17 protein-coding genes are annotated in these 17,657 nt (G+C 73.2%); 10 read left to right on the top strand and 7 right to left on the bottom strand.

Annotation, left to right across the window (positions count from 1 at the left end; genetic code table 11):
* The first annotated feature begins 2 nt into the window (after positions 1 to 2).
* From ACF1AG_RS22450 to ACF1AG_RS22470, 5 genes are all read left to right on the top strand, one after another.
* On the top strand, positions 3 to 1,631 hold the full coding sequence (locus ACF1AG_RS22450; protein ID WP_391810295.1) for an FAD-dependent oxidoreductase: 1,629 nt from the start codon (positions 3 to 5) through the stop codon (positions 1,629 to 1,631).
* 72 nt (positions 1,632 to 1,703) lie between these two features.
* On the top strand, positions 1,704 to 3,863 hold the full coding sequence (locus tag ACF1AG_RS22455; RefSeq protein ID WP_051724455.1) for a hydantoinase/oxoprolinase family protein: 2,160 nt from the start codon (positions 1,704 to 1,706) through the stop codon (positions 3,861 to 3,863).
* A complete protein-coding gene (locus ACF1AG_RS22460; RefSeq protein WP_387797967.1) occupies positions 3,860 to 4,630 on the top strand; it encodes a hypothetical protein in 771 nt (256 codons plus the stop codon). Before ACF1AG_RS22455 ends, ACF1AG_RS22460 begins: the two co-directional genes overlap by 4 nt.
* A gap of 8 nt (positions 4,631 to 4,638) precedes the next feature.
* A complete protein-coding gene (locus ACF1AG_RS22465) occupies positions 4,639 to 5,946 on the top strand; it encodes a TRAP transporter large permease subunit (protein WP_033274258.1) in 1,308 nt (435 codons plus the stop codon).
* A gap of 50 nt (positions 5,947 to 5,996) precedes the next feature.
* The gene (locus ACF1AG_RS22470; protein ID WP_033274257.1) at positions 5,997 to 6,995 is read left to right on the top strand and encodes a hypothetical protein; all 999 of its coding nucleotides are present in this window, start codon (positions 5,997 to 5,999) and stop codon (positions 6,993 to 6,995) included.
* Between the two features lie 125 nt (positions 6,996 to 7,120).
* Here the strand turns inward: ACF1AG_RS22470 and ACF1AG_RS22475 are convergent, their stop codons facing one another.
* From ACF1AG_RS22475 to ACF1AG_RS22485, 3 genes are all read right to left on the bottom strand, one after another.
* Entirely contained in the window at positions 7,121 to 7,429 is a 309-nt protein-coding gene (locus ACF1AG_RS22475; protein WP_391810296.1) for an MGMT family protein, read from the bottom strand.
* 1 nt (position 7,430) lies between these two features.
* Entirely contained in the window at positions 7,431 to 7,964 is a 534-nt protein-coding gene (locus tag ACF1AG_RS22480; protein WP_391810297.1) for a DUF488 family protein, read from the bottom strand.
* A 299-nt stretch (positions 7,965 to 8,263) separates the two neighbouring features.
* Positions 8,264 to 8,659, bottom strand: a complete 396-nt coding sequence (locus tag ACF1AG_RS22485; RefSeq protein ID WP_387797973.1) for a DUF302 domain-containing protein — start codon at positions 8,657 to 8,659, stop codon at positions 8,264 to 8,266.
* A 186-nt stretch (positions 8,660 to 8,845) separates the two neighbouring features.
* Between ACF1AG_RS22485 and ACF1AG_RS22490 the strand changes: the two genes are divergently transcribed.
* From ACF1AG_RS22490 to ACF1AG_RS22505, 4 genes are all read left to right on the top strand, one after another.
* Positions 8,846 to 10,210: a rhodanese-like domain-containing protein gene (locus ACF1AG_RS22490; protein ID WP_391810298.1), complete on the top strand. Its 1,365-nt coding sequence runs from the start codon at positions 8,846 to 8,848 to the stop codon at positions 10,208 to 10,210.
* Between the two features lie 47 nt (positions 10,211 to 10,257).
* The gene (locus tag ACF1AG_RS22495) at positions 10,258 to 10,623 is read left to right on the top strand and encodes a rhodanese-like domain-containing protein (RefSeq protein ID WP_033274254.1); all 366 of its coding nucleotides are present in this window, start codon (positions 10,258 to 10,260) and stop codon (positions 10,621 to 10,623) included.
* Positions 10,620 to 11,363, top strand: a complete 744-nt coding sequence (locus tag ACF1AG_RS22500) for a sulfite exporter TauE/SafE family protein (RefSeq protein ID WP_033274253.1) — start codon at positions 10,620 to 10,622, stop codon at positions 11,361 to 11,363. Before ACF1AG_RS22495 ends, ACF1AG_RS22500 begins: the two co-directional genes overlap by 4 nt.
* A gap of 135 nt (positions 11,364 to 11,498) precedes the next feature.
* On the top strand, positions 11,499 to 12,074 hold the full coding sequence (locus ACF1AG_RS22505) for a rhodanese-like domain-containing protein (RefSeq protein WP_391810299.1): 576 nt from the start codon (positions 11,499 to 11,501) through the stop codon (positions 12,072 to 12,074).
* Positions 12,075 to 12,182: 108 nt separating this feature from the next.
* Here the strand turns inward: ACF1AG_RS22505 and ACF1AG_RS22510 are convergent, their stop codons facing one another.
* Both ACF1AG_RS22510 and ACF1AG_RS22515 read right to left on the bottom strand, forming a co-directional pair.
* On the bottom strand, positions 12,183 to 12,464 hold the full coding sequence (locus ACF1AG_RS22510) for a metal-sensitive transcriptional regulator (RefSeq protein ID WP_033274251.1): 282 nt from the start codon (positions 12,462 to 12,464) through the stop codon (positions 12,183 to 12,185).
* 118 nt (positions 12,465 to 12,582) lie between these two features.
* Positions 12,583 to 13,464 carry a universal stress protein gene (locus tag ACF1AG_RS22515; RefSeq protein WP_387797979.1) on the bottom strand — a complete coding sequence of 294 codons (882 nt, stop codon included), beginning with the start codon at positions 13,462 to 13,464 and terminating at the stop codon, positions 12,583 to 12,585.
* A gap of 447 nt (positions 13,465 to 13,911) precedes the next feature.
* Here ACF1AG_RS22515 and ACF1AG_RS22520 point away from each other — a divergent pair, with 447 nt between their 5' ends.
* Positions 13,912 to 14,556, top strand: coding sequence for a CBS domain-containing protein (locus tag ACF1AG_RS22520; protein WP_391810300.1), 645 nt, complete (start codon positions 13,912 to 13,914; stop codon positions 14,554 to 14,556).
* Positions 14,557 to 14,611: 55 nt separating this feature from the next.
* On the opposite strand, the gene ACF1AG_RS22525 is transcribed toward ACF1AG_RS22520, so the two are convergent.
* Together ACF1AG_RS22525 and ACF1AG_RS22530 are read right to left on the bottom strand one after the other, a co-directional pair.
* Positions 14,612 to 14,881 carry a hypothetical protein gene (locus ACF1AG_RS22525; protein WP_191882572.1) on the bottom strand — a complete coding sequence of 90 codons (270 nt, stop codon included), beginning with the start codon at positions 14,879 to 14,881 and terminating at the stop codon, positions 14,612 to 14,614.
* A 410-nt stretch (positions 14,882 to 15,291) separates the two neighbouring features.
* A complete protein-coding gene (locus tag ACF1AG_RS22530) occupies positions 15,292 to 17,622 on the bottom strand; it encodes a heavy metal translocating P-type ATPase (protein ID WP_391810301.1) in 2,331 nt (776 codons plus the stop codon).
* Positions 17,623 to 17,657: the final 35 nt, after the last annotated feature.

Genomic DNA, 17,657 nt, shown 5'->3' on the forward strand with positions numbered 1-17,657 from the left:
GTATGCCCATCCCCACCGGAACCCCCACCGACACCGACGTCCTCGTCACGGGCGGCGGCACGGGCGGTGTCGCCGCCGCGCTGGCCGCCTGCCGCGCCGGACGCACGGTCGTCCTCACCGAGGAGACCGACTGGATCGGCGGACAGCTCACCGCCCAGGCCGTCCCGCCGGACGAGCACCCGTGGGTCGAGCAGTTCGGTGTCACGGCCGGCTACCGGGCGCTGCGCGAGGGGATCCGCGCGTACTACCGGCAGTGGTATCCGCTGCGCGCCGAGGCCCGGGACCTGCCCCACCTCAACCCCGGCGCCGGCCGGGTCAGCAAGCTCTGCCACGAACCACGGGTGGCCCTCACCGTCCTCGAGTCGATGCTCGCCCCGCACATCGCGGCCGGACGGCTCACCGTGCTGACCCACACCCGGCCGGTCGCCGCCGACACCGACGGTGACGTCGTGCGCGCCGTCACCGTGGAGGACGTCCGCGACGGCGCCCGGCACACCGTCGCCGCCACCTACGTCCTGGACGCCACCGAGACCGGTGAACTGCTCGAACTCACGGGTGTGGAGCACGCCGTGGGCGCCGAAGCCCGCTCCGAGTACGACGAGCCGCACGCCCCGGACACCGCCGACCCCCTCAACCAGCAGGGCATCACCGTCTGTTTCGCGCTCTCCCACCACGAGGGCGAGAACCACACCATCGACCGCCCCGCCGACTACGGCTTCTGGCGTTCCTACCGGCCCGACTTCTGGCCGGGCCCGCTCCTCGGCTTCCTCGCCCCCGACCCCCGCTCCCTCGACCCGGTGCCGCGCACCTTCGTACCCAACCCGGACGTGGACCCCCTGCGCGTCGACGCCGACCAGAGCGCCGACGCCGGCGACAAGGAACTGTGGGGATTCCGCCGCATCCTGGCCCGCGCCCTGCACCGCCCCGGCGCCTTCGACTCGGACATCACGCTCGTCAACTGGCCGCTGAACGACTACTGGCTCAAGCCGCTCGTCGGAGCCGGTGAGGAGACGTCCCGCGCCGCCGTCGAGGAGGCCCGACAGCTCTCCCTGTCCGTCCTGTACTGGCTGCAGACCGAGGCACCCAGGACCGACGGAGGCACCGGCTTCCCCGGCCTGAGGCTGCGCCCCGACGTCACCGGCACCGCCGACGGTCTCGCCAAGGCGCCCTACGTCCGTGAGTCCCGCCGTATCAAGGCCGTCACCACCGTCACCGAGCACGACGTCGCCATCGACCTCGTCGGCCCCTACGGGGGCACCCGCCACCGTGACTCCGTGGGTGTCGGCGGCTACCGCATCGACCTGCACCCCTCCACCGGCGGCGACACCTACATCGACATCGGTTCGGTGCCGTTCGAGATCCCCCTCGGCGCCCTGCTGCCCCGCCGGATGCGCAACCTGCTGCCCGCCGGCAAGAACATCGGCACCACCCACATCACCAACGGCTGCTACCGCCTCCACCCGGTCGAATGGAACATCGGCGAGGTCGCCGGCGCGCTCGCCGCGCACTGCCTGGAAGAGGGCGTCCGCCCGCACCAGGTCCAGGAGGAGGACAAGCGGCTGGAGGAGTTCACCCGCGTGCTGGACCGGGCCGGCGTGCAGCGCCACTGGCCCGACGTACGCGGCTACTGAGCCCCGCACCACCCCACCGCGCCGAACCGCACCGTCGTTGCCGTGCGCACGAACACAAGGAGGTGTTTCCCCATGGCCCCGACCCCGCCCCCGACATTGCAGCCGCACCCGCACCGTATCCGCGTCGGCATCGACGTCGGAGGAACCTTCACCGACGCCGTGGCCGTCGACTCCGTCACCCTGGACCTCGTGGCCCAGGTGAAGGTTCCCACCACCCACCACCACGAGGACGGTGTCGCCCACGGCATCGTCGAGGCACTCGACCGGCTGCTGAAGGACGTCGGCCGTACCCCCGCCGACGTCGCGTTCCTCGCCCACGGCACGACCCAGGCGACCAACGCGCTCCTGGAGGGCGACGTCGCACCCGTCGGCCTGATCGGGATCGGCTCCGGTCCCGGTGCTCTGCCCACCCGGCGGCTCGCCGGGCTCGCCTCCCTCGAACTCACCCCGGGCAAATCGCTTCCGCTGCACTACGCCCACGTCGCCGACCCCGACGACACCGCGGCCGTCCGCGCGGCCGTCGACACGGTCGTCGCCGCAGGGGCCCATGTGCTGGTCACCACCGAGCCGTTCGGCGTCGACGACCCGGACGGCGAACGCGCCGTGCGGGACGTGGCGCGCGAGCGGGGACTGCCGGTGACCGCCGCGCACGAGATCACCTCCCTGTACGGACTGCGCAAACGCACACGCACCGCCGTGGTGAACGCGGCCATCCTGCCCAGGATGCTCGCCACCGCCGACCTGGTGGACCGCGGCATCACCGCCGCCGGGGTGACGGCACCGCTGATGGTGATGCGCTGCGACGGGGGCGTGATGTCGCTGGAGGAGATGCGCCGGCGCCCCCTCCTCACCGTGCTGTCGGGCCCCGCGGCCGGGGTCGCCGGCGCGCTGATGCGGGAACGGGTCAGCGACGGCGTCTTCCTGGAGACCGGAGGCACCTCGACGGACATCAGCGTCGTCCGCCGCGGCAAGGTCGCCGTACGGCACGCCACGATCCTCGGCAGACCGTCCTACCTGTCCGCGCTCGACGTGCGCACCGTCGGCGTCGGCGGCGGCTCCATGGCCCGTGTCGCGGACGGCCGCCTGCACGCCGTCGGGCCGCGCAGCGCCCACATCGCCGGCCTGCCGTACGCCTGCTTCGCCACCCTGCACGACCTGGCCGGCGCCACCCTGGCCACCGTGTCCCCCCTCGACGGCGACCCCGACGACTACGTGGTCGTCGAGGCGGCCGGAGGACGCTTCGCCCTCACCCTGACCTGCGCGGCCAACGCCCTGGGCCGGGTCCCCGCCGGTGACTTCGCCGCCTGCGCCCCCGAGGTCGCCCGCACCGCCCTCCAGCCGCTCGCCGACGCCCTCGGCACCGACGTCGACGGGGCCGCGACCCGGTTCCTCGACGCGGGCGTACGGCAGGTACGGGAGGTCGCCGAGACGATGATGGGCGACTACGGACTCGACCGGGACACCGCCGTGCTGGTCGGCGGGGGAGGCGGCGCCGCCTCGGTCACCCCGCACCTGGCCGCCGACACCGGCCTGCCCGGCCGCATCGCCCGGCACAACGAGGTCATCAGCCCCATCGGGGTGGCCCTCGCCCTCGTCCGCGAGCAGATCGAGCGGATCGTCCCCGGCGCGACCCAGGAGCAGATCCTCGGCGTGCGCGCCGAGGCCGAGGCCGCCGTCGTCGCCCAGGGTGCCGATCCGGCCGCCGTGGAGGTGGAGGTCACCGTCGACCCGCAGACCAACACCGTACGGGCCGTCGCCACCGGCGCCACCGAACTGCGCACCCAGGACCTGGCCCACCGCGCCGACGACGCCGAACGGCTCGAACTGGCCGCCGCCAGCCTGCGCGCCGACCCGGCCGCCGTCGAGGTGCTCGCCACCACGCCCGCGCACACCGTGTACGGCACCGTGCGGCGCCGCCGCTTCCGGAAGGCCCGGCACCCGGTGCGGGTGCTGGACGCCGACGGCGTGGTGCGGTTGCACGCGGCCGACGCCACCGTCGCCTCGACCACCGTCGGCGAGGCGCCGGAACTCCTCGCCGGCCTGGTGCGCGACTCCACCTCCTACGGCGACGGGGGAGTGCGGGCCCCCGCGCTGCGGCTGCTGTTCGGCTCCCGCATCGCCGACCTCTCCGGCGTCCTGGAGGCGGGACCGCTGCTGGCCCTCGCCCGCAGCGAACTGCGGTCCCGCGCGGCCGACGAGCCGGTCGTCGCGGTCCTGGAGGCACGCACATGAACACCCGCGTACACCGGGCGACGGCCCTGTCCGGCGGCGCACACCAGGCCCCGGACCCGCGAGCCCGCCACAGCAGGTCAACGCCCCCGCCCAGCAGCGCACACCGGGCCCCGGTCCCGGCCGGCTCCCCACTCCGTACGCTGTCCCCGGCCCGCCGGGAGGAGTTGCGCGCCGCCTGCGCGCGCCTGGCGGCACTGGACGACACGGAGTTCGGCGTACGGCTGCTCGCCAACACCCCGGGGCACGAGACGCGTGACCAGGCACTGCTGGGCGAATGGGCCCGGGAGGCGGCGGAGTTCGGCACCGAGCTGGCCGCCGACGCACCGGCCGGCGATCGTCCGGCAGCCCCGCGGACGCGTGTCGTGGAGACCACCGGCGGCACGGACCGGCTGCTCCTGGCCCGGTACCGTTCCCGGCCCGTGCCCACCGTCGAGCTGTTCACCGACACCCTCGCCCTCGGCGAGCACCTGGTGGACCTCCTCGGCTGGCGGCCCCTGTACCCCGCCGGCTCCCTGCGGGCCGCGGCCCTCGCCCACGAGCGGGCCCACTGCCTGCTGCACGAGGACGCCGGCGCGCGCCGGACGCTGCGCGACCGGCTCGGACACACCGCCCTGCGGATCGGCCCGCTGCGCGTCCCCGGGCACGTCGCCGGAGCCGGCGAACTCGTCGCGCACGCCTACGCGGGCGCCGTCTGCGGCCTGCGCCGCACCCCGCTCCTGCTCACCGCCGCGCTGATGGGCGCGGTCCAGGCCCTCCGAGAGGACTGAGGCCCGCCATGGGAATAGTCATCCTGCTGCTCATGCTGGCCGGGGTCGGGCTCATGCTGGCCCGCGTGCTCCCCACCGCCTTCGCCCTGGTCCTCCTCGGCGTCGCCATCGCGGTCGCCGCGGGAGCGCCGCTCACCGGGGAGAACAGCATCCTCGACACCGTTCTCCAGGAAGGTGCCCCGGCCCTCGCCGCGACCATGCTGGCCGTGCTGATCGGCTCGTGGCTCGGGAAACTGATGGAGGAGACCGGCATCGCGGGCACCCTGGTCCGCAAGATCGTCGAGTTCGGCGGCGACCGCCCGACCGTCGTCGCCCTGGGTGTGCTCACGGTCTCGGCCCTCGTCGGCACCGTCACCGGCTCCGCGCCCGCGGCGATGATGGCGGGCATCATCGGCATCCCCGCGATGATCGCGGTAGGCGTCCCGAAGACCACCGCCGCCGGCACGATCCTGATGGGCATCGCCGCCGGCATGCCCTTCGAGCTGCCCGTCTGGCAGTTCTTCTCCACCGCGCTGGAACTGCCCGTCGACACGGTGAAGGGTTTCATGCTCAAGCTGTTCCCGTTCGCGGCCTTCTTCGCGGTGCTGTTCGTGCTCGTGGAGTCCCGCCGCAAGGGCGTCGAACACGCCTGGTCGCTCGCGTCGGCAGCCGAGCGCGACGGCGGCGGAAGCCCGCGGGAGCGGCGGCGCGCCCGCGCCCGCCGGATGGGCGACGCCCCCTGGTACGCGCTGCTCGCCCCCCTCGTGCCACTGGTCCTCGCGCTCGGCTTCGACGTGGCCATCATCCCGTCGATGCTCGCCGGTGTGCTGTGGGCCCTGCTGACCACGACCCGGCCGGGGCACCTCAACAAGCGCCTCCTGCGCACCCTTTACGGAGGCTTCGAGATAGCCGCTCCTCCCATCGCGCTCTTCGTCGCGATCGGCGTACTGCTCGCCGCGGTGAAACTTCCCGGTGCGGTGGAGGCCCTGAACCCGCTCGTCGAAGCCGTCGCGCCGGGCAACCCCGTCGTCTTCGTGCTGGTGTTCACGCTGCTGGTGCCGCTGTGCCTGTACCGCGGGCCGCTCAACGTCTACGGCCTCGGCGCGGGCATCGCCGGCGTCCTCATCGCCGCAGGCATCTACCCGGCCGTGGCCGTGCTCGGCCTGACCGCCTCCTACAACCAGGTGTTCGGCGTCAGCGACCCGACGAGCACCCAGACCGTGTGGGCGGCGCAGTACTCCGGCGTCGGCCCCCAGCAGGTGATGCTGCGCACCCTGCCCTACGTGTGGTGCGTCGCCCTCGGCGGTCTGGTCGTCACCGCCGCCACCCAACTGTGAGCCGCACACGATCCGTACCCCCGCCACCCGTCCGAAGGAGCCGTGACCCCATGACGTTCGACCGCCGCACCTTCCTGCGCACCGCCACCGCCGGCGGCGCCGTGTTCGCCTTCGGCGCGCAGGGCGCCGGCCAGGCCGCCGCCGCCCCCGGCGGCTTCCCCGACTACCGCCACGTCCGCACCCTGCTCACCGCCGGACAGCTCTCCTACAACCCCACCGGGGAGATCATCTTCCCGTGCGTGCGCGGGGTCTACGACAAGCTGAGCGCCCCGCTCGGCCGGTACTACCTGTACTACGCCCCGCACGACGCGCCGGGCGGCATCTGCCTCGCCCACGGGGACTCCCTGGAGGGCCCGTTCACGGAGTACCCGGGCAACCCGATCGTGAGCAACACCTGGTCCCCGCACTACAAGGTCAGCCACGTCTCTTCACCGCACGTGCTGTGGAACGCCGACGTCCGTGAGCTGTGGCTGTACTTCCACGGCGAGAACACCACCACCCGCCTCGCCCGCTCCAAGGACGGCGTGCACTTCACCTACGACAAGACGGTCCTCAGCACGTCGATGATGCCGGCGGGCACCACCGAGACCTCCTACGCCCGGGTCTTCCGGCACGATCTGCCCGCGCGCGGCGCCCGCTACGTGATGCTGTTCATGTGGAACACCACCGCCGACCACCGGGACATCGGCTGGGGCTGGTCACCCGACGGGCGCACCTGGGAGTTCTCCGACCGGCCCCTGATCGACCACGCCGCTGTCGGCGCGGTGAACGTCGGCGGACCGCACCTGCTCACCCGCGGCGGCAGCGCGTACGTCGTCTACAACACCGACAAGGGCAGCGGCGGCGACATCCTGATCACCGAGGTGGGCAGCGATTTCTCCCGCCGCGACCACCTCGGCGTGTTCTACGCCTCGGGCGGCGCGGCGCCGGAGAACGGACGCGCGGCCTCGCCGTCGTTCGGCACCGACGGCGGCGTGCCGTACATGGTGTACGAGGCGGGGGAGCGGCTGTCGGGCGCCATCGCCCTGGCCCGCGCCACGACGTCCTGACCGGCCTGACCGGCCTGACCGGCCTGACCGGCCTGACCGGCCTGACCGGCCCGACCGGCCCGACCGGCGGGCCGGGACGGCGCCGGAATGCCGTTGCGAAGGGCCCTTCCCGTGCGGGTCGGAGATCACGACGACGGCGGGACGGGCCCCTCTCTGCGGTGCCGTGCGCGTCGCATGTCCACTCGTGTGCCGCGCATCGGAATCCCCTCGTCGGCCAGCAGCCGAGGCGCCTGACCCTGGTGGCACGTCGCGGGCGTCCCGTCGGCGTGGACCACGCGCCACCAGGGCACGCCTTCGTCGAGCAGACTCATCGCACGCCCCACCTGCCGGGGGCTCGTTCCGATCCGTTCCGCGATGTCGCCGTAGGAAGCGACGCTGCCTGCCGGGATGGCTGCGACCTCCGCGCGGACCTCCGCGACGATGTCCGTACTCATCTCACGCACCCCGGGGCGCAGGGTAGGTGATGCGGCCATGGTGAACGTCCGCGTTCTCGTTCAGGAGGGCCGGCTTCGTCACTGTGGCGGACATGATGTGGACGACCTCGACGCCCGCGACGAGCAGCGCGTCGGTGACGAGTCTGCGGTGGCAGCGCCACGGCACGGCCTCACTGCACATGATCACCGGCCGCCCGTGCGCGGCGAGGTCGAGCAGCTCATCCAGCCCTTTCGCGAACTCGCCGCTCATCATGTGGTCGGCATAGTCCCGGAACGCCTTCACCCGCCACGCGGTGTTGACGCTCTCGACGCCCTTCGGGGTGTGACGCCTGCCGCCCAGCTCCCGGATCCACCGATAGTGGATGTCCGGTGGGAGATTCTCGATGACGGCCTCCTGGTTCCACTGCGGGAACGTGCGCGAGGCCGGATAGGAACGGACGTCCACCAGGTCGGTGACGTCGTGTTTCCGCAGCATCGACAGCACCTCGTCGAAGGTGCGGGTCGAATGCCCGATGGTGTGCACGCGGTTCGCCATCACATCTCCGTGTCACGCCGTCACGGCTCGTCCCGCTCTCCGGGCCGCGGAGGGCTGCCCACGTGGGCGGGCGCGAAAGCCGACGGCATCAGCTCTCCTCCAGTGTGCTTTCCCCGTCCCACGGCAACGTGGTCGGACTCTTCGCTCTTGCGTCTCGCGCCGCGGGGTCGCCTTCCGCGGCCGGGCGTCGGCGAGCCCTCGTCCGGCTGGACCGGGTGCGGCGGGGCCAGGCGGCACCGGCCGGGAGGGGGACTGCGGCGCCGCGTGCCCGGGCGGGCAGACGCTGAGCCGGGGAGGGGTCAGGCGGCGCTGAGCGCGCTGAGCGCGGCGTCGAGTCGTGCCGTGGCTTCGTCGGCGACGGGCTTCAGGGCATCCAGGCCGGTGAGGGTGACCATCGTGCCCGGGTCGAGGGCCTGGACGAGTGTGTGGTCGCCGTCGCGGCGGACGACGACGTTGCACGGCAGGAGCAGACCGATGGAACGGTCGGCCTCCAGGGCCTGGTGGGCGAGCGGCGGGCTGCAGGCGCCCAGGATGAGGTAGTCCTCCATGTCGTGGCCGAGCTTGGCCCTCAGTGTGGCCCGGACGTCGATCTCGGTGAGGATGCCGAACCCCTGGTCGGCCAGGGCTTGGCGGACGGCGGCGGTGGCGGTGTCGAAGTCGGCCTCGGCCATGCGGACGGTGCGGTCGTAGGACACAGTGCGCTGCTCCTTCGGTGAAACGTCGACTCCTTGACAGCCCCACCGGGTACCCGCCGCAGCAGGCGCAATGCCGCAGCGGGCGGTGGCGGACACGCACCCAGGAATACCCCCTGGGGTACCCCTGTTAAGGTAGGTGTCGAATACCCCCCGGGGTACATAGTCTCTTGTGGAGGAGCCGTAGCCGTGTTCTTCGTGGACACCCTCGAGTTCGAGGGCCTGGGCAACCGCAGCTACCTGGCCGGCGGAGCCGCTGCCGCGGTGGTCATCGATCCGCCGCGCGACATCGACCAGGTGATCGCCGCCGCCGCCAGGCGCGGGGTACGCATCGCGTACGTGGCGGAGACCCACGTGCACAACGACTACGTCACCGGTGGTCTGGAGCTGGCCCGTGTCACCGGCGCCGCCTATCTGGTACCGGCTGCGGCGCACGTCTCCTTCGCCCGCACCCCGGTCGCCGACGGCGACACCGAGGACGTGGACGCGGGCCTGGTCCTGCGTGCGATCGCCACGCCCGGTCACACCCCGCACCACACCTCCTACGTCCTGGAGGAGGACGGACGCGGTGTGGCCGCGTTCACCGGCGGATCGCTGCTGATCGGCACGGTGGGCCGCCCCGACCTGGTGGAGCCCCGGCTGACCGAGCAGCTGGCCCGGGCCCAGCACGCCTCCGCCCACCGGCTGGCCGCCGAGCTGGACGACGACGTGCCGGTGCTGCCCACCCACGGGTTCGGCAGCTTCTGCTCCTCCGCCCAGGCCGACGGGGACGCGAGCACGATCGGCAAGGAACGCACCAGCAACGACGCGTTCACCCTGGACGTGGACACCTTCGTTCAGCGGATGCTCGCCGGGCTGGAGGACGTGCCCGCCTACTACGCGCACATGGGACCGGCCAACGCCGCGGGCCCCGCCCCCGTCGACCTGACCCCGCCCGGGCGAGCGGACGCAGGCGAGATCTCGTCCCGGCTGGCCGCCGGCGAGTGGGTCGTGGACCTGCGCAGCCGCATGGCCTTCGCCGAGGGGCATGTGGCCGGGTCGTTCAATTTCGAGGGCGAGGGCAAGCTCGCCACCTACCTGGCCTGGCTGATCCCTTGGGGCAAGCCCGTCACCCTGCTGGCCGAGGCCCCCGAGCAGGTCGCCGACGCGCAGCGGGAGCTGGCGCGGGTGGGCATCGACCGCCCGGCCGCCGCCGCCACCGGCGACCCGGCCGGCTGGGTCCGGCAAGGCGAGCACCTCGTCTCCTTCCCGCGGGCCCGCTTCGCCGACCTCGCCGACGCCCGCCGACGCGGCGACGACGTGGTCGTCCTGGACGTGCGCCGGGACTCGGAGCGCGCGGGCGGCCACATCGACGGCTCGGTCCACATCCCGGTCCACGCACTGCACGGGCGCATCGGCGAGGTGCCGGACGGCACGGTGTGGGTGCACTGCGCGGGCGGAATGCGCGCGGCGATCGCCGCCTCCCTGCTGGATGCCGCCGGCCGCGATGTGGTCGCCGTCGACGACGGCTTCGACGCCGCGACGGAAGCCGGACTGTCCCTGATCTCCGGCTGATCCCGGCCGCTACCCCTCGCATGGAAGCACAAGGAAGGAAGCACGTGATGCCCCTCACTGTCCGGAACGGGCACCGGGTCACGGTCGACGAAGCACGCAGCCGTACCCACGGCGAACAGGCCGACGCGGTCCTGCTGGACGTCCGCGAAGAGCCCGAGTGGACCGCGGGGCACGCCCCGGGCGCCGTCCACGTGCCGCTGACGGAACTCCTCCTCGGCACCACGCTGCCGGCCGAGGCGCAGGGCCGTCCGCTGGTGGTGATCTGCCGCAGCGGTCGCCGCTCCTCACAGGCCGCGCGTCTTCTCGCCGAACGCGGAGCGCGGGCGGTGGACGTCGAGGGCGGCATGAACGCGTGGGCCGCCGCCGGGCACCCGGTCGTGGACGAACGCGGGAACAACGGCCGAACAGCGTGACCGTACTCGTCCTCGCCCTCATCGCCGGGGCCGTCATCGGTCTCGCCCTCGGAGCGCTCGGCGGAGGCGGCAGCGTCCTGGCCGTGCCTGCACTGATCTACCTGCTCGGCTTCACTCCGGCCGCCGCCACCACCGCCAGCCTGATCATCGTCGCCGCCACCTCCGCCACGGCCCTGTACGCCCACACCCGCGACGGAAACGTGGCATGGAAGACGGGGGCGCTGTTCGCCGCGGCGGGCATCGTCCCCGCCTTCCTCGCCGGCGCTGCCGCCGGACGCCTGCCCGAAGCGGTACTGACGGCGGCCTTCGCGGTCGTCGCCACGCTGGCGGCCCTGCGTATGCTGCGGCCCTCCCCGTCCCTGCCGCCGGACCGGATCCGTCCCGGCAAGGCGGCCGGCGCCGGTGCCGGACTCGGCGCCGTGACAGGCTTCCTGGGGGTCGGAGGGGGATTCCTCGCCGTGCCCGCACTGGTGAGTGTCCTGGGGCTGGCCATGCGCCGGGCGGTGGGCACCAGCCTGCTCGTCATCACCGTGAACTCACTCGCCGCGCTTGCCGCTCGCACCGGCACCACCGGCGGGCTCCACTGGGAGATCATCGGCCCCTTCACCGGCGCGGCGATCCTCGGCGCCTGGGACGGCAAACGGCTCGCGACGAAGCTCTCCGGCGCCACCCTTCAGAAAACCTTCGCCGGCGTCCTGCTGGCGGTGGCGGCCTTCATGCTCGTCGACGTCATCGTCTGAACGCCAGTGCCGCCAACGGCTGGACCAGGGACCAGGACACCTTCTCCAGCCCCTCGCGCATCTCAAGGCCGCCTTCGGGCCGGCTCCCCTGAGATCAAGCCCACCACACTCCGACACGCAAGGATGACATCTGCCATGACCACACCCACGTCCCTCGCCACCGACGAGGCACGCACGCGCCTGCACGAACTGACCGTCATCGACGTGCGAACCCCGGGCGAATACGCCGGCGGTCATCTCCCCGGCGCGCTCAACATCCCCCTCGACCAGATCCGGCGCGCCCTGCCCGACATCCGTCACGCCGCCGGACACGGCGACGTCCTGGTCGTCTGCGCCTCGGGCGCCCGCTCCGAGAACGCCTGCAAGATCCTGGCGGAGAACGGTGTCACCGCCGCCACCCTGTCGGGAGGCACCGGCGCCTGGGCGGCCGACGGCCACGAACTCCACCACCCCCAGGGCTCGTCCCGTACCTCCTGGGGAATGGAGCGGCAGGTGCGGCTCACCGCAGGAGTGATCGTGCTGCTCGGCCTGCTGCTGGGGCTCGTCGTACACCCGGCCTTCCAGCTCCTCTCCGCGGGCATCGCGGCCGGCCTGGTCTTCTCCGCCCTGACCAACACCTGCGGCTTGGCCGCCCTGCTCGCCAGGCTCCCCCACAACCGTCCCCGGGCGGCCGACCTCGACAAGACGTTGGCCGCGCTGCGCAACCGCTGAACACGACGAAGGGGAGGGACCCGGCTCCGGGTCCCTCCCCTTCCGCATGCCGCAGCATGGGCTCACCTGCCGTGAACGGGCGGATGAGCCGGTACCGCGGGCACCGGCTCAGGCCAGGGACAGGAACAGCTTCTCCAGCCGCGTACGCATCTGCTCCCGGTCACCGGAAGCGGCCATGTCCGCATCGGTCAGACAGTGCTGCAGCCCTGTGGCGATGATCGCGAAACCGGCCTTGTCCAAGGCCCTGGACGCCGCCGCGAGCTGGGTGACGACGTCCTCGCAGTCACGTCCGTCCTCGATCATCTTGATGACACCCGCGATCTGACCCTGCGCCCGGCGCAGCCGGTTGAGCGCCGTCTTGAGTTCCTCAGCCGCCATCGCCAGCTCCACAACCCACACTCCTTCGAGATACCCCGTTGGGTATCGTATCGAAGGTGTTAACCCCGACCGGGCGAAGGAAAATCCCCCTTCGCCGAAGTGTCGCTGCCCTCCCTGCCGATCAGCCGGGTCACTCCGTGCCGCGGACGACGGTGACGGGGCAGTGGGCGTGGTGCAGCAGCGCCTGGCTGACCGATCCCAGGAGCAGGCCGGTGAAGCCGCCGTTGCCCCGGGCTCCGGCCACCACCACTTGGGCCTCCCGGCTGGCGTCGATCAGCGCGGTGCGGATCCGCGACCGCACCAGGCGCCGTTCCACGGTGACCTGCGGGTAGGTCTTCTGCCCGCCGGCGACGGCCCGGTCGAGAAGCCGCTGCTCGGCCTCCCGCAGCCGGTCGGCGTCCGCCACCACCGCGGCCAGCGGATCGCCGGGTCCCTCGTAGGCGCGTGCGCTCCAGGAGTTCCACACGTGCAGCGCCACCAGCGGGGCACCGCGCAGCGCGGCCTCGGCGAACGCGAAGTCCACCGCCCGCTCCCCGGCAGGGGACCCGTCCACGGCGCACAGCACGGGGCCGGCCGGGGCCGGACGGCCGCGCACCACCATGAGCGGGCCATGGCCGTGCGCGGCCAGATGCACGGCCGTCGAGCCGAGCAGCAGCCCGGAGAAGCCCGTCAGGCCGCGACTGCCGACCACGGTCAGCGCGGCTGATCGCGACTCGATCCGCAGGACCTCGATCGCGTCACCGGTCACCACCGAGCGAGTGATCTCGAGGCCCGGCGCGACCGCGTGCGCCCGCTCTTCGGCGCGGGCCGGCAGCCCGTGCACCATCGCCTCCAGGCCGTGATCGGCCGGGCTCCATGGTGCCGCGCCGGGCGGCAGGTGTGCGGACGGGCTGCCGATGGCGTGGACGATGCGCAGCGATGTGCCGCGCAGGTGTGCCTCGCGGGCCGCGACATCGACCGCGGTGAGACTGGACGCCGAACCGTCCACCCCTACGATCACCGGATCACTCACTGGACTCTCCCTCCGGGACAGGCCGCGGAAGTGCGGCGCGTCGGTTCCACCCTCCCGGCACGCGATCACCCCGGCCAGGGCCGACCGGCCCGGAACCGGCCCACTGGGCCCTGTCCTGGCACGCTGAGCGGGCCGGGACGGCCTCGCGCGGTCGGGTCTTCCGCGTCGGGCCTCCACCGCTGTCGGACTCGACGCCGACCGTCCACACCGACGACCACCATCCGGCCGTCGGCTGCGGTCGATGCGGCGTCTCCCGGACGAGGTCGCGTTGCCGGCGCCTCGGAACCGTCCGGCCGCTCCGCCGGGCCGAACCGCACTGGTCGCCTGAGCGGCGCGGTGTTGTCATGGGTGGGGAGACGGCGGGTACGGGTCGACGCATCGCACGTGGTCCGCGCGGGCGGTCCGGCCACAGCCGCTCGTCGTGATGCGGACGAGGAGACTGACGTCATGCTGCACCGCCACACCGTCGGAGACGTGATGACCGAGGAGGTCGTCACCCTTCGCCCCACCACACCGCTCCACGAGGCAGCCGCCCTGCTGGACGCGAACGACATCGTCGCGGCACCGGTCGTCGACGACGCGGGCGATCTCGTCGGCGTCGTGTCCGCGTCCGACGTGCTGCGGCACGAGACCGGCACGCCTGATCCGCAAGGGCGGGGCGGTACCGGCGAGCACGTCTGGAGCAAGGCCCGGGCACAGACCGCGGGCGAACTCATGAGCAGCCCCGTCTTCACCGCCCGCGCCGACTGGACGATCCCCCGGGCCGCGCGGGAACTGCGCAGGCGGCACGTGAAGCAGCTGCCGGTGGTCGACACCGACGGGCTCCTCACCGGCATCGTCACCCGCAGCGACCTCCTCGACGTCTTCATCCGCCCGGACGCCGAGATCCGCGGTCAGGTGGAGCAGGACATCCTGGGGCGCGTGCTCGGCCTGGACGAGGGCAGCGTCACCGTCGAAGCCCGGGACGGTGTCGTCACCCTTCGAGGACAGGTGCCGCAGACGCGTCTCGTCCCGGTGATCGTCGGCCTGTGCCAGGGCCTCGAAGGGGTCGTCGACGTGGACGCCCACCTTTCCGGGGGCCGGGCCGACTAGGCACGCCGACGACAGGGCGGGGTCACCGCCGGCCAGAGATCCTCTCCGGTGCCGCTCACTCGGGCGTTCGACGGGAGTGTGCCGGGTATGTGCGAGGGCGGCCGTGGCGGCGACGAACCACGGAGCTCGCCACCGCGGCCAGGCCCAGGCAGAAGAGGAGGCCGAGGGCCAGCCCTGCGCAGAAGACGGCCAGCGTGTTCATGGTCGCGATGTCCTGGCCGAGTACGGACACGGTGTACTGAGGGCCACCGGAGAGGTTGCCGGCGATCACCAGGCCGGTGAAGGCCCCTACGGCTCCGGCGAGGAGCAGTCCGAGTATGAGCATCCGGGTCATCTCCTCGTAGGGAGTGTTCCGTCGGTACGAAACTCGGGTGGACCGGGTACCCGCGGTACCGTGCGGTCATACACGGGGGTGGCGCGGACGGGACCCAGGTGTCGCACCTTCCTTCCCTGGCTGCCCGGCCCCGGCCGTCCCCGGCTCGTCCGACCGTCTCCGCCGACGGGGATGCACCCCTGCCGGCAGTGTGAAGGGCAAATCACCGAGCCGGAGGGCACCCGCCGCCTCCCCGCCCTCGACAGCCCGCCGCGCCGTCCTGCACGCACCGGCTGCGCGGTGCCCCGGCGTGTGCGTGTACGCGCCGACCGGGAAGCGCACCCACACCGGGTGAGTGGCAGGCAGCCGTCCGCTTTCCGCCTCAGCAGCCCGGGGCGCCCGCGCCCTTCCCGGGCCGTCCTTCACGGGGCGAGGGAGAAGTAGCTCTCCTCCTCCTGGGCGAAATGCAGGCGTAGCACGGTGTTCAGGCCGTAGAGACAGGAGCGCAGGTCGTCGAGTTGTTCGGGGGAGAGGCCGCCGTTCGCGTGGGCCAGCCGGACGTGGGTGGCGACGCGGCGGGAGAGGCGTTCGATCTCGGTGTGGGCGCGGCTCATGGTGGCGGTGGCCTCGGGGCCGCCGAGTGTCGGCGCGAGGGCGGGATACAGCTCGTGCTCCTCGGCGTACTCGTGCGGGAGCAGCCGCTGCGTCAGGAGCCGTTGGGTCTCCTCGACGGCCGCCAGGGCCTCGGGGCCGGGACTGTCGGACAGGCGGTCGGCGGCGTCGCGTACGGATTCGAGGACGTCCTGCAGGTCGTCGTGCTCGGCGGCGAAGCGGCGCACGAGTGCCTCGGCGGCGGGGGTCAGGGCCGGCCGCGCGGCCGGCCCTCCGCTCAGGGCACGCAGGGCGTTGAGGATGACGGCGACGTCGATGCCCTCCTGGAGCAGGGCGCCGACCGCGGGCGGGAGCAGGCCGAAGGCGGCCACGGCCATGGCGGCCAGGGACAGCAGCATCCCGCCGAGAGCGCTCTGCACCGCGATGCGCCGGGCGCGCTGGGCGATGACGACGGCGTCGGCCAGACGGTCGAGGCGATCGGTGGTCAGAACGATGTCGGCGGCCTCGGAGGAGGCGGTGGAGCCGTGAGCGCCCATGGCGACGCCGATGTCGGACGCGGCGAGCGCGGGGGCGTCGTTGACCCCGTCGCCGACCATGACGGTGACGGCGCGTTCCCGTTCGGCACGCACGACGGCGACCTTCCCGGCCGGATCGAGTTCGGCGCGCACGTCGTCCAGACCGAGGACGGCGGCCACCTCACGGGCGGACGCGGCCCGGTCGCCGGTGAGCATCAGCAGACGTTCGATGCCCGCCGTGCGCAGGTCGCGCAGGGTGCGCGGCGCGTCGTGGCGGACGGGGTCGCGCAAAAGGACGGCCCCGGCGAGGACTCCGTCGACGGTGAGCCAGGCGACGGCCGCTCCGTCGAGGAGGGCGCGGTTGTCGACCGCCCCGGCCCAGGCCGGCTGCGCGTCCGCGGAATCCGTACGGCCGATGAAGACCCGGTGCCCGTCCACGGTGCCGGTGGCGCCCCGGCCCGCTTCCTCTGTGACGCCGGACGGGACCGACAGCGCCAGTCCTCGCTCCACGGCCGCGTCGACGATGGCCCGGGCCAGCACGTGCGGCGAGTACTGGTCGAGCGAGGCCGCCAGCCGGAGCACCTCGGTGGGGCGGGTGTCGGGAGCGGCGGCCACGTCGACGACGCGGGGGCGCCCTCCGGTGAGGGTGCCGGTCTTGTCCAGCAGCAGGGTGCGGGCCCGGCCGAGATTCTCCAGCGCGCCGCCGTCACGGATGACGACGCCGAGTCGTGACGCCCGGGACAGGCCGGAGACGACGGCGACCGGGGCCGCCAGGAGCAGCGGGCAGGGAGTGGCGACCACCAGGACGGCGACCGCGCGCACCGCGGAGCCGCTGGCCAGCCAGGCCAGCCCCGCGACGGCGAGCGACAGGGGCAGGAACCAGGCGGCGTAACGGTCCGCCAGGCGCACGACGGGCGCGGACTCGGCGCCTGCCTGCCGTGCCAGCCGCACGATCCCGGCATAGGTGCTGTCCTCCTCGGTGGCCGTGGCCCGCAGATCGAACGCGTCCGACGCGTTGACCGCCCCGCTGCGCACCGTCTCGCCCTGGGCCCGCTCGACCTGGGCGGACTCACCGGTGAGCACCGATTCGTCGAGGACGGCGGCGGCACTTTCCACCCGTCCGTCGACCGGGACCACCTCTCCCGGACCGACGACGAGGAGATCACCGGCGACGACGTCGGCCAGCGGGACCGTGGCCACGTCGGTGCCGGTGCGGCGGCGCGCGGAACGCGGCGCGTGTTCCAGCAGGGCACGCAGATCGCGGGAGGCCCGCCGCTGGGCCGCGGCCTCCAGGGTGCGCCCGGTGGCGAGCATGAACCCGATCAGGGCACCGGCCAGGTATTCGTGGACGGCCAGGGTGCCGCCCAGGGCGAGCACGGCGATGAGATCCACTCCCGCGTGCCCGCGACGCAGAGCGGCGAGCACCCAGACCACCGCGGGGACGATCGCGGAAACGGTGCCCAGGGCCCACAGGAGGTCCGACAGGGGTGCGGCACCGGCGAGCCGGGCGATGCCCCCGGCGGCCAGCGCCGCCGTGGTGACGGCGAGCAGAACGAGCTCGAGCCCCGGCCGCACGGCCGCCGGCATCGGGCGGCGCAGCCATGCGGTGAACGTACTTCGGGTCATCGCGTACCTCGGTCCGTCCGGCATGGAGGCTGGAC

Source organism: Streptomyces sp. NPDC014764 (assembly GCF_043082785.1).
Classification (GTDB): domain Bacteria; phylum Actinomycetota; class Actinomycetes; order Streptomycetales; family Streptomycetaceae; genus Streptomyces; species Streptomyces althioticus.

Excerpts from the sequence above, each read along its gene's own strand:
- ACF1AG_RS22450 (WP_391810295.1), top strand. The coding sequence starts at position 3 with ATGCCCATCCCCACCGGAACCCCCACCGACACCGACGTCCTCGTCACG.
- ACF1AG_RS22455 (WP_051724455.1), top strand. The coding sequence starts at position 1,704 with ATGGCCCCGACCCCGCCCCCGACATTGCAGCCGCACCCGCACCGTATC.
- ACF1AG_RS22460 (WP_387797967.1), top strand. The coding sequence starts at position 3,860 with ATGAACACCCGCGTACACCGGGCGACGGCCCTGTCCGGCGGCGCACAC.
- ACF1AG_RS22465 (WP_033274258.1), top strand. The coding sequence starts at position 4,639 with ATGGGAATAGTCATCCTGCTGCTCATGCTGGCCGGGGTCGGGCTCATG.
- ACF1AG_RS22470 (WP_033274257.1), top strand. The coding sequence starts at position 5,997 with ATGACGTTCGACCGCCGCACCTTCCTGCGCACCGCCACCGCCGGCGGC.
- ACF1AG_RS22475 (WP_391810296.1), bottom strand. The coding sequence starts at position 7,429 with ATGAGTACGGACATCGTCGCGGAGGTCCGCGCGGAGGTCGCAGCCATC.
- ACF1AG_RS22480 (WP_391810297.1), bottom strand. The coding sequence starts at position 7,964 with ATGGCGAACCGCGTGCACACCATCGGGCATTCGACCCGCACCTTCGAC.
- ACF1AG_RS22495 (WP_033274254.1), top strand. The coding sequence starts at position 10,258 with ATGCCCCTCACTGTCCGGAACGGGCACCGGGTCACGGTCGACGAAGCA.
- ACF1AG_RS22505 (WP_391810299.1), top strand. The coding sequence starts at position 11,499 with ATGACCACACCCACGTCCCTCGCCACCGACGAGGCACGCACGCGCCTG.
- ACF1AG_RS22520 (WP_391810300.1), top strand. The coding sequence starts at position 13,912 with ATGCTGCACCGCCACACCGTCGGAGACGTGATGACCGAGGAGGTCGTC.
- ACF1AG_RS22525 (WP_191882572.1), bottom strand. The coding sequence starts at position 14,881 with ATGCTCATACTCGGACTGCTCCTCGCCGGAGCCGTAGGGGCCTTCACC.
- ACF1AG_RS22530 (WP_391810301.1), bottom strand. The coding sequence starts at position 17,622 with ATGACCCGAAGTACGTTCACCGCATGGCTGCGCCGCCCGATGCCGGCG.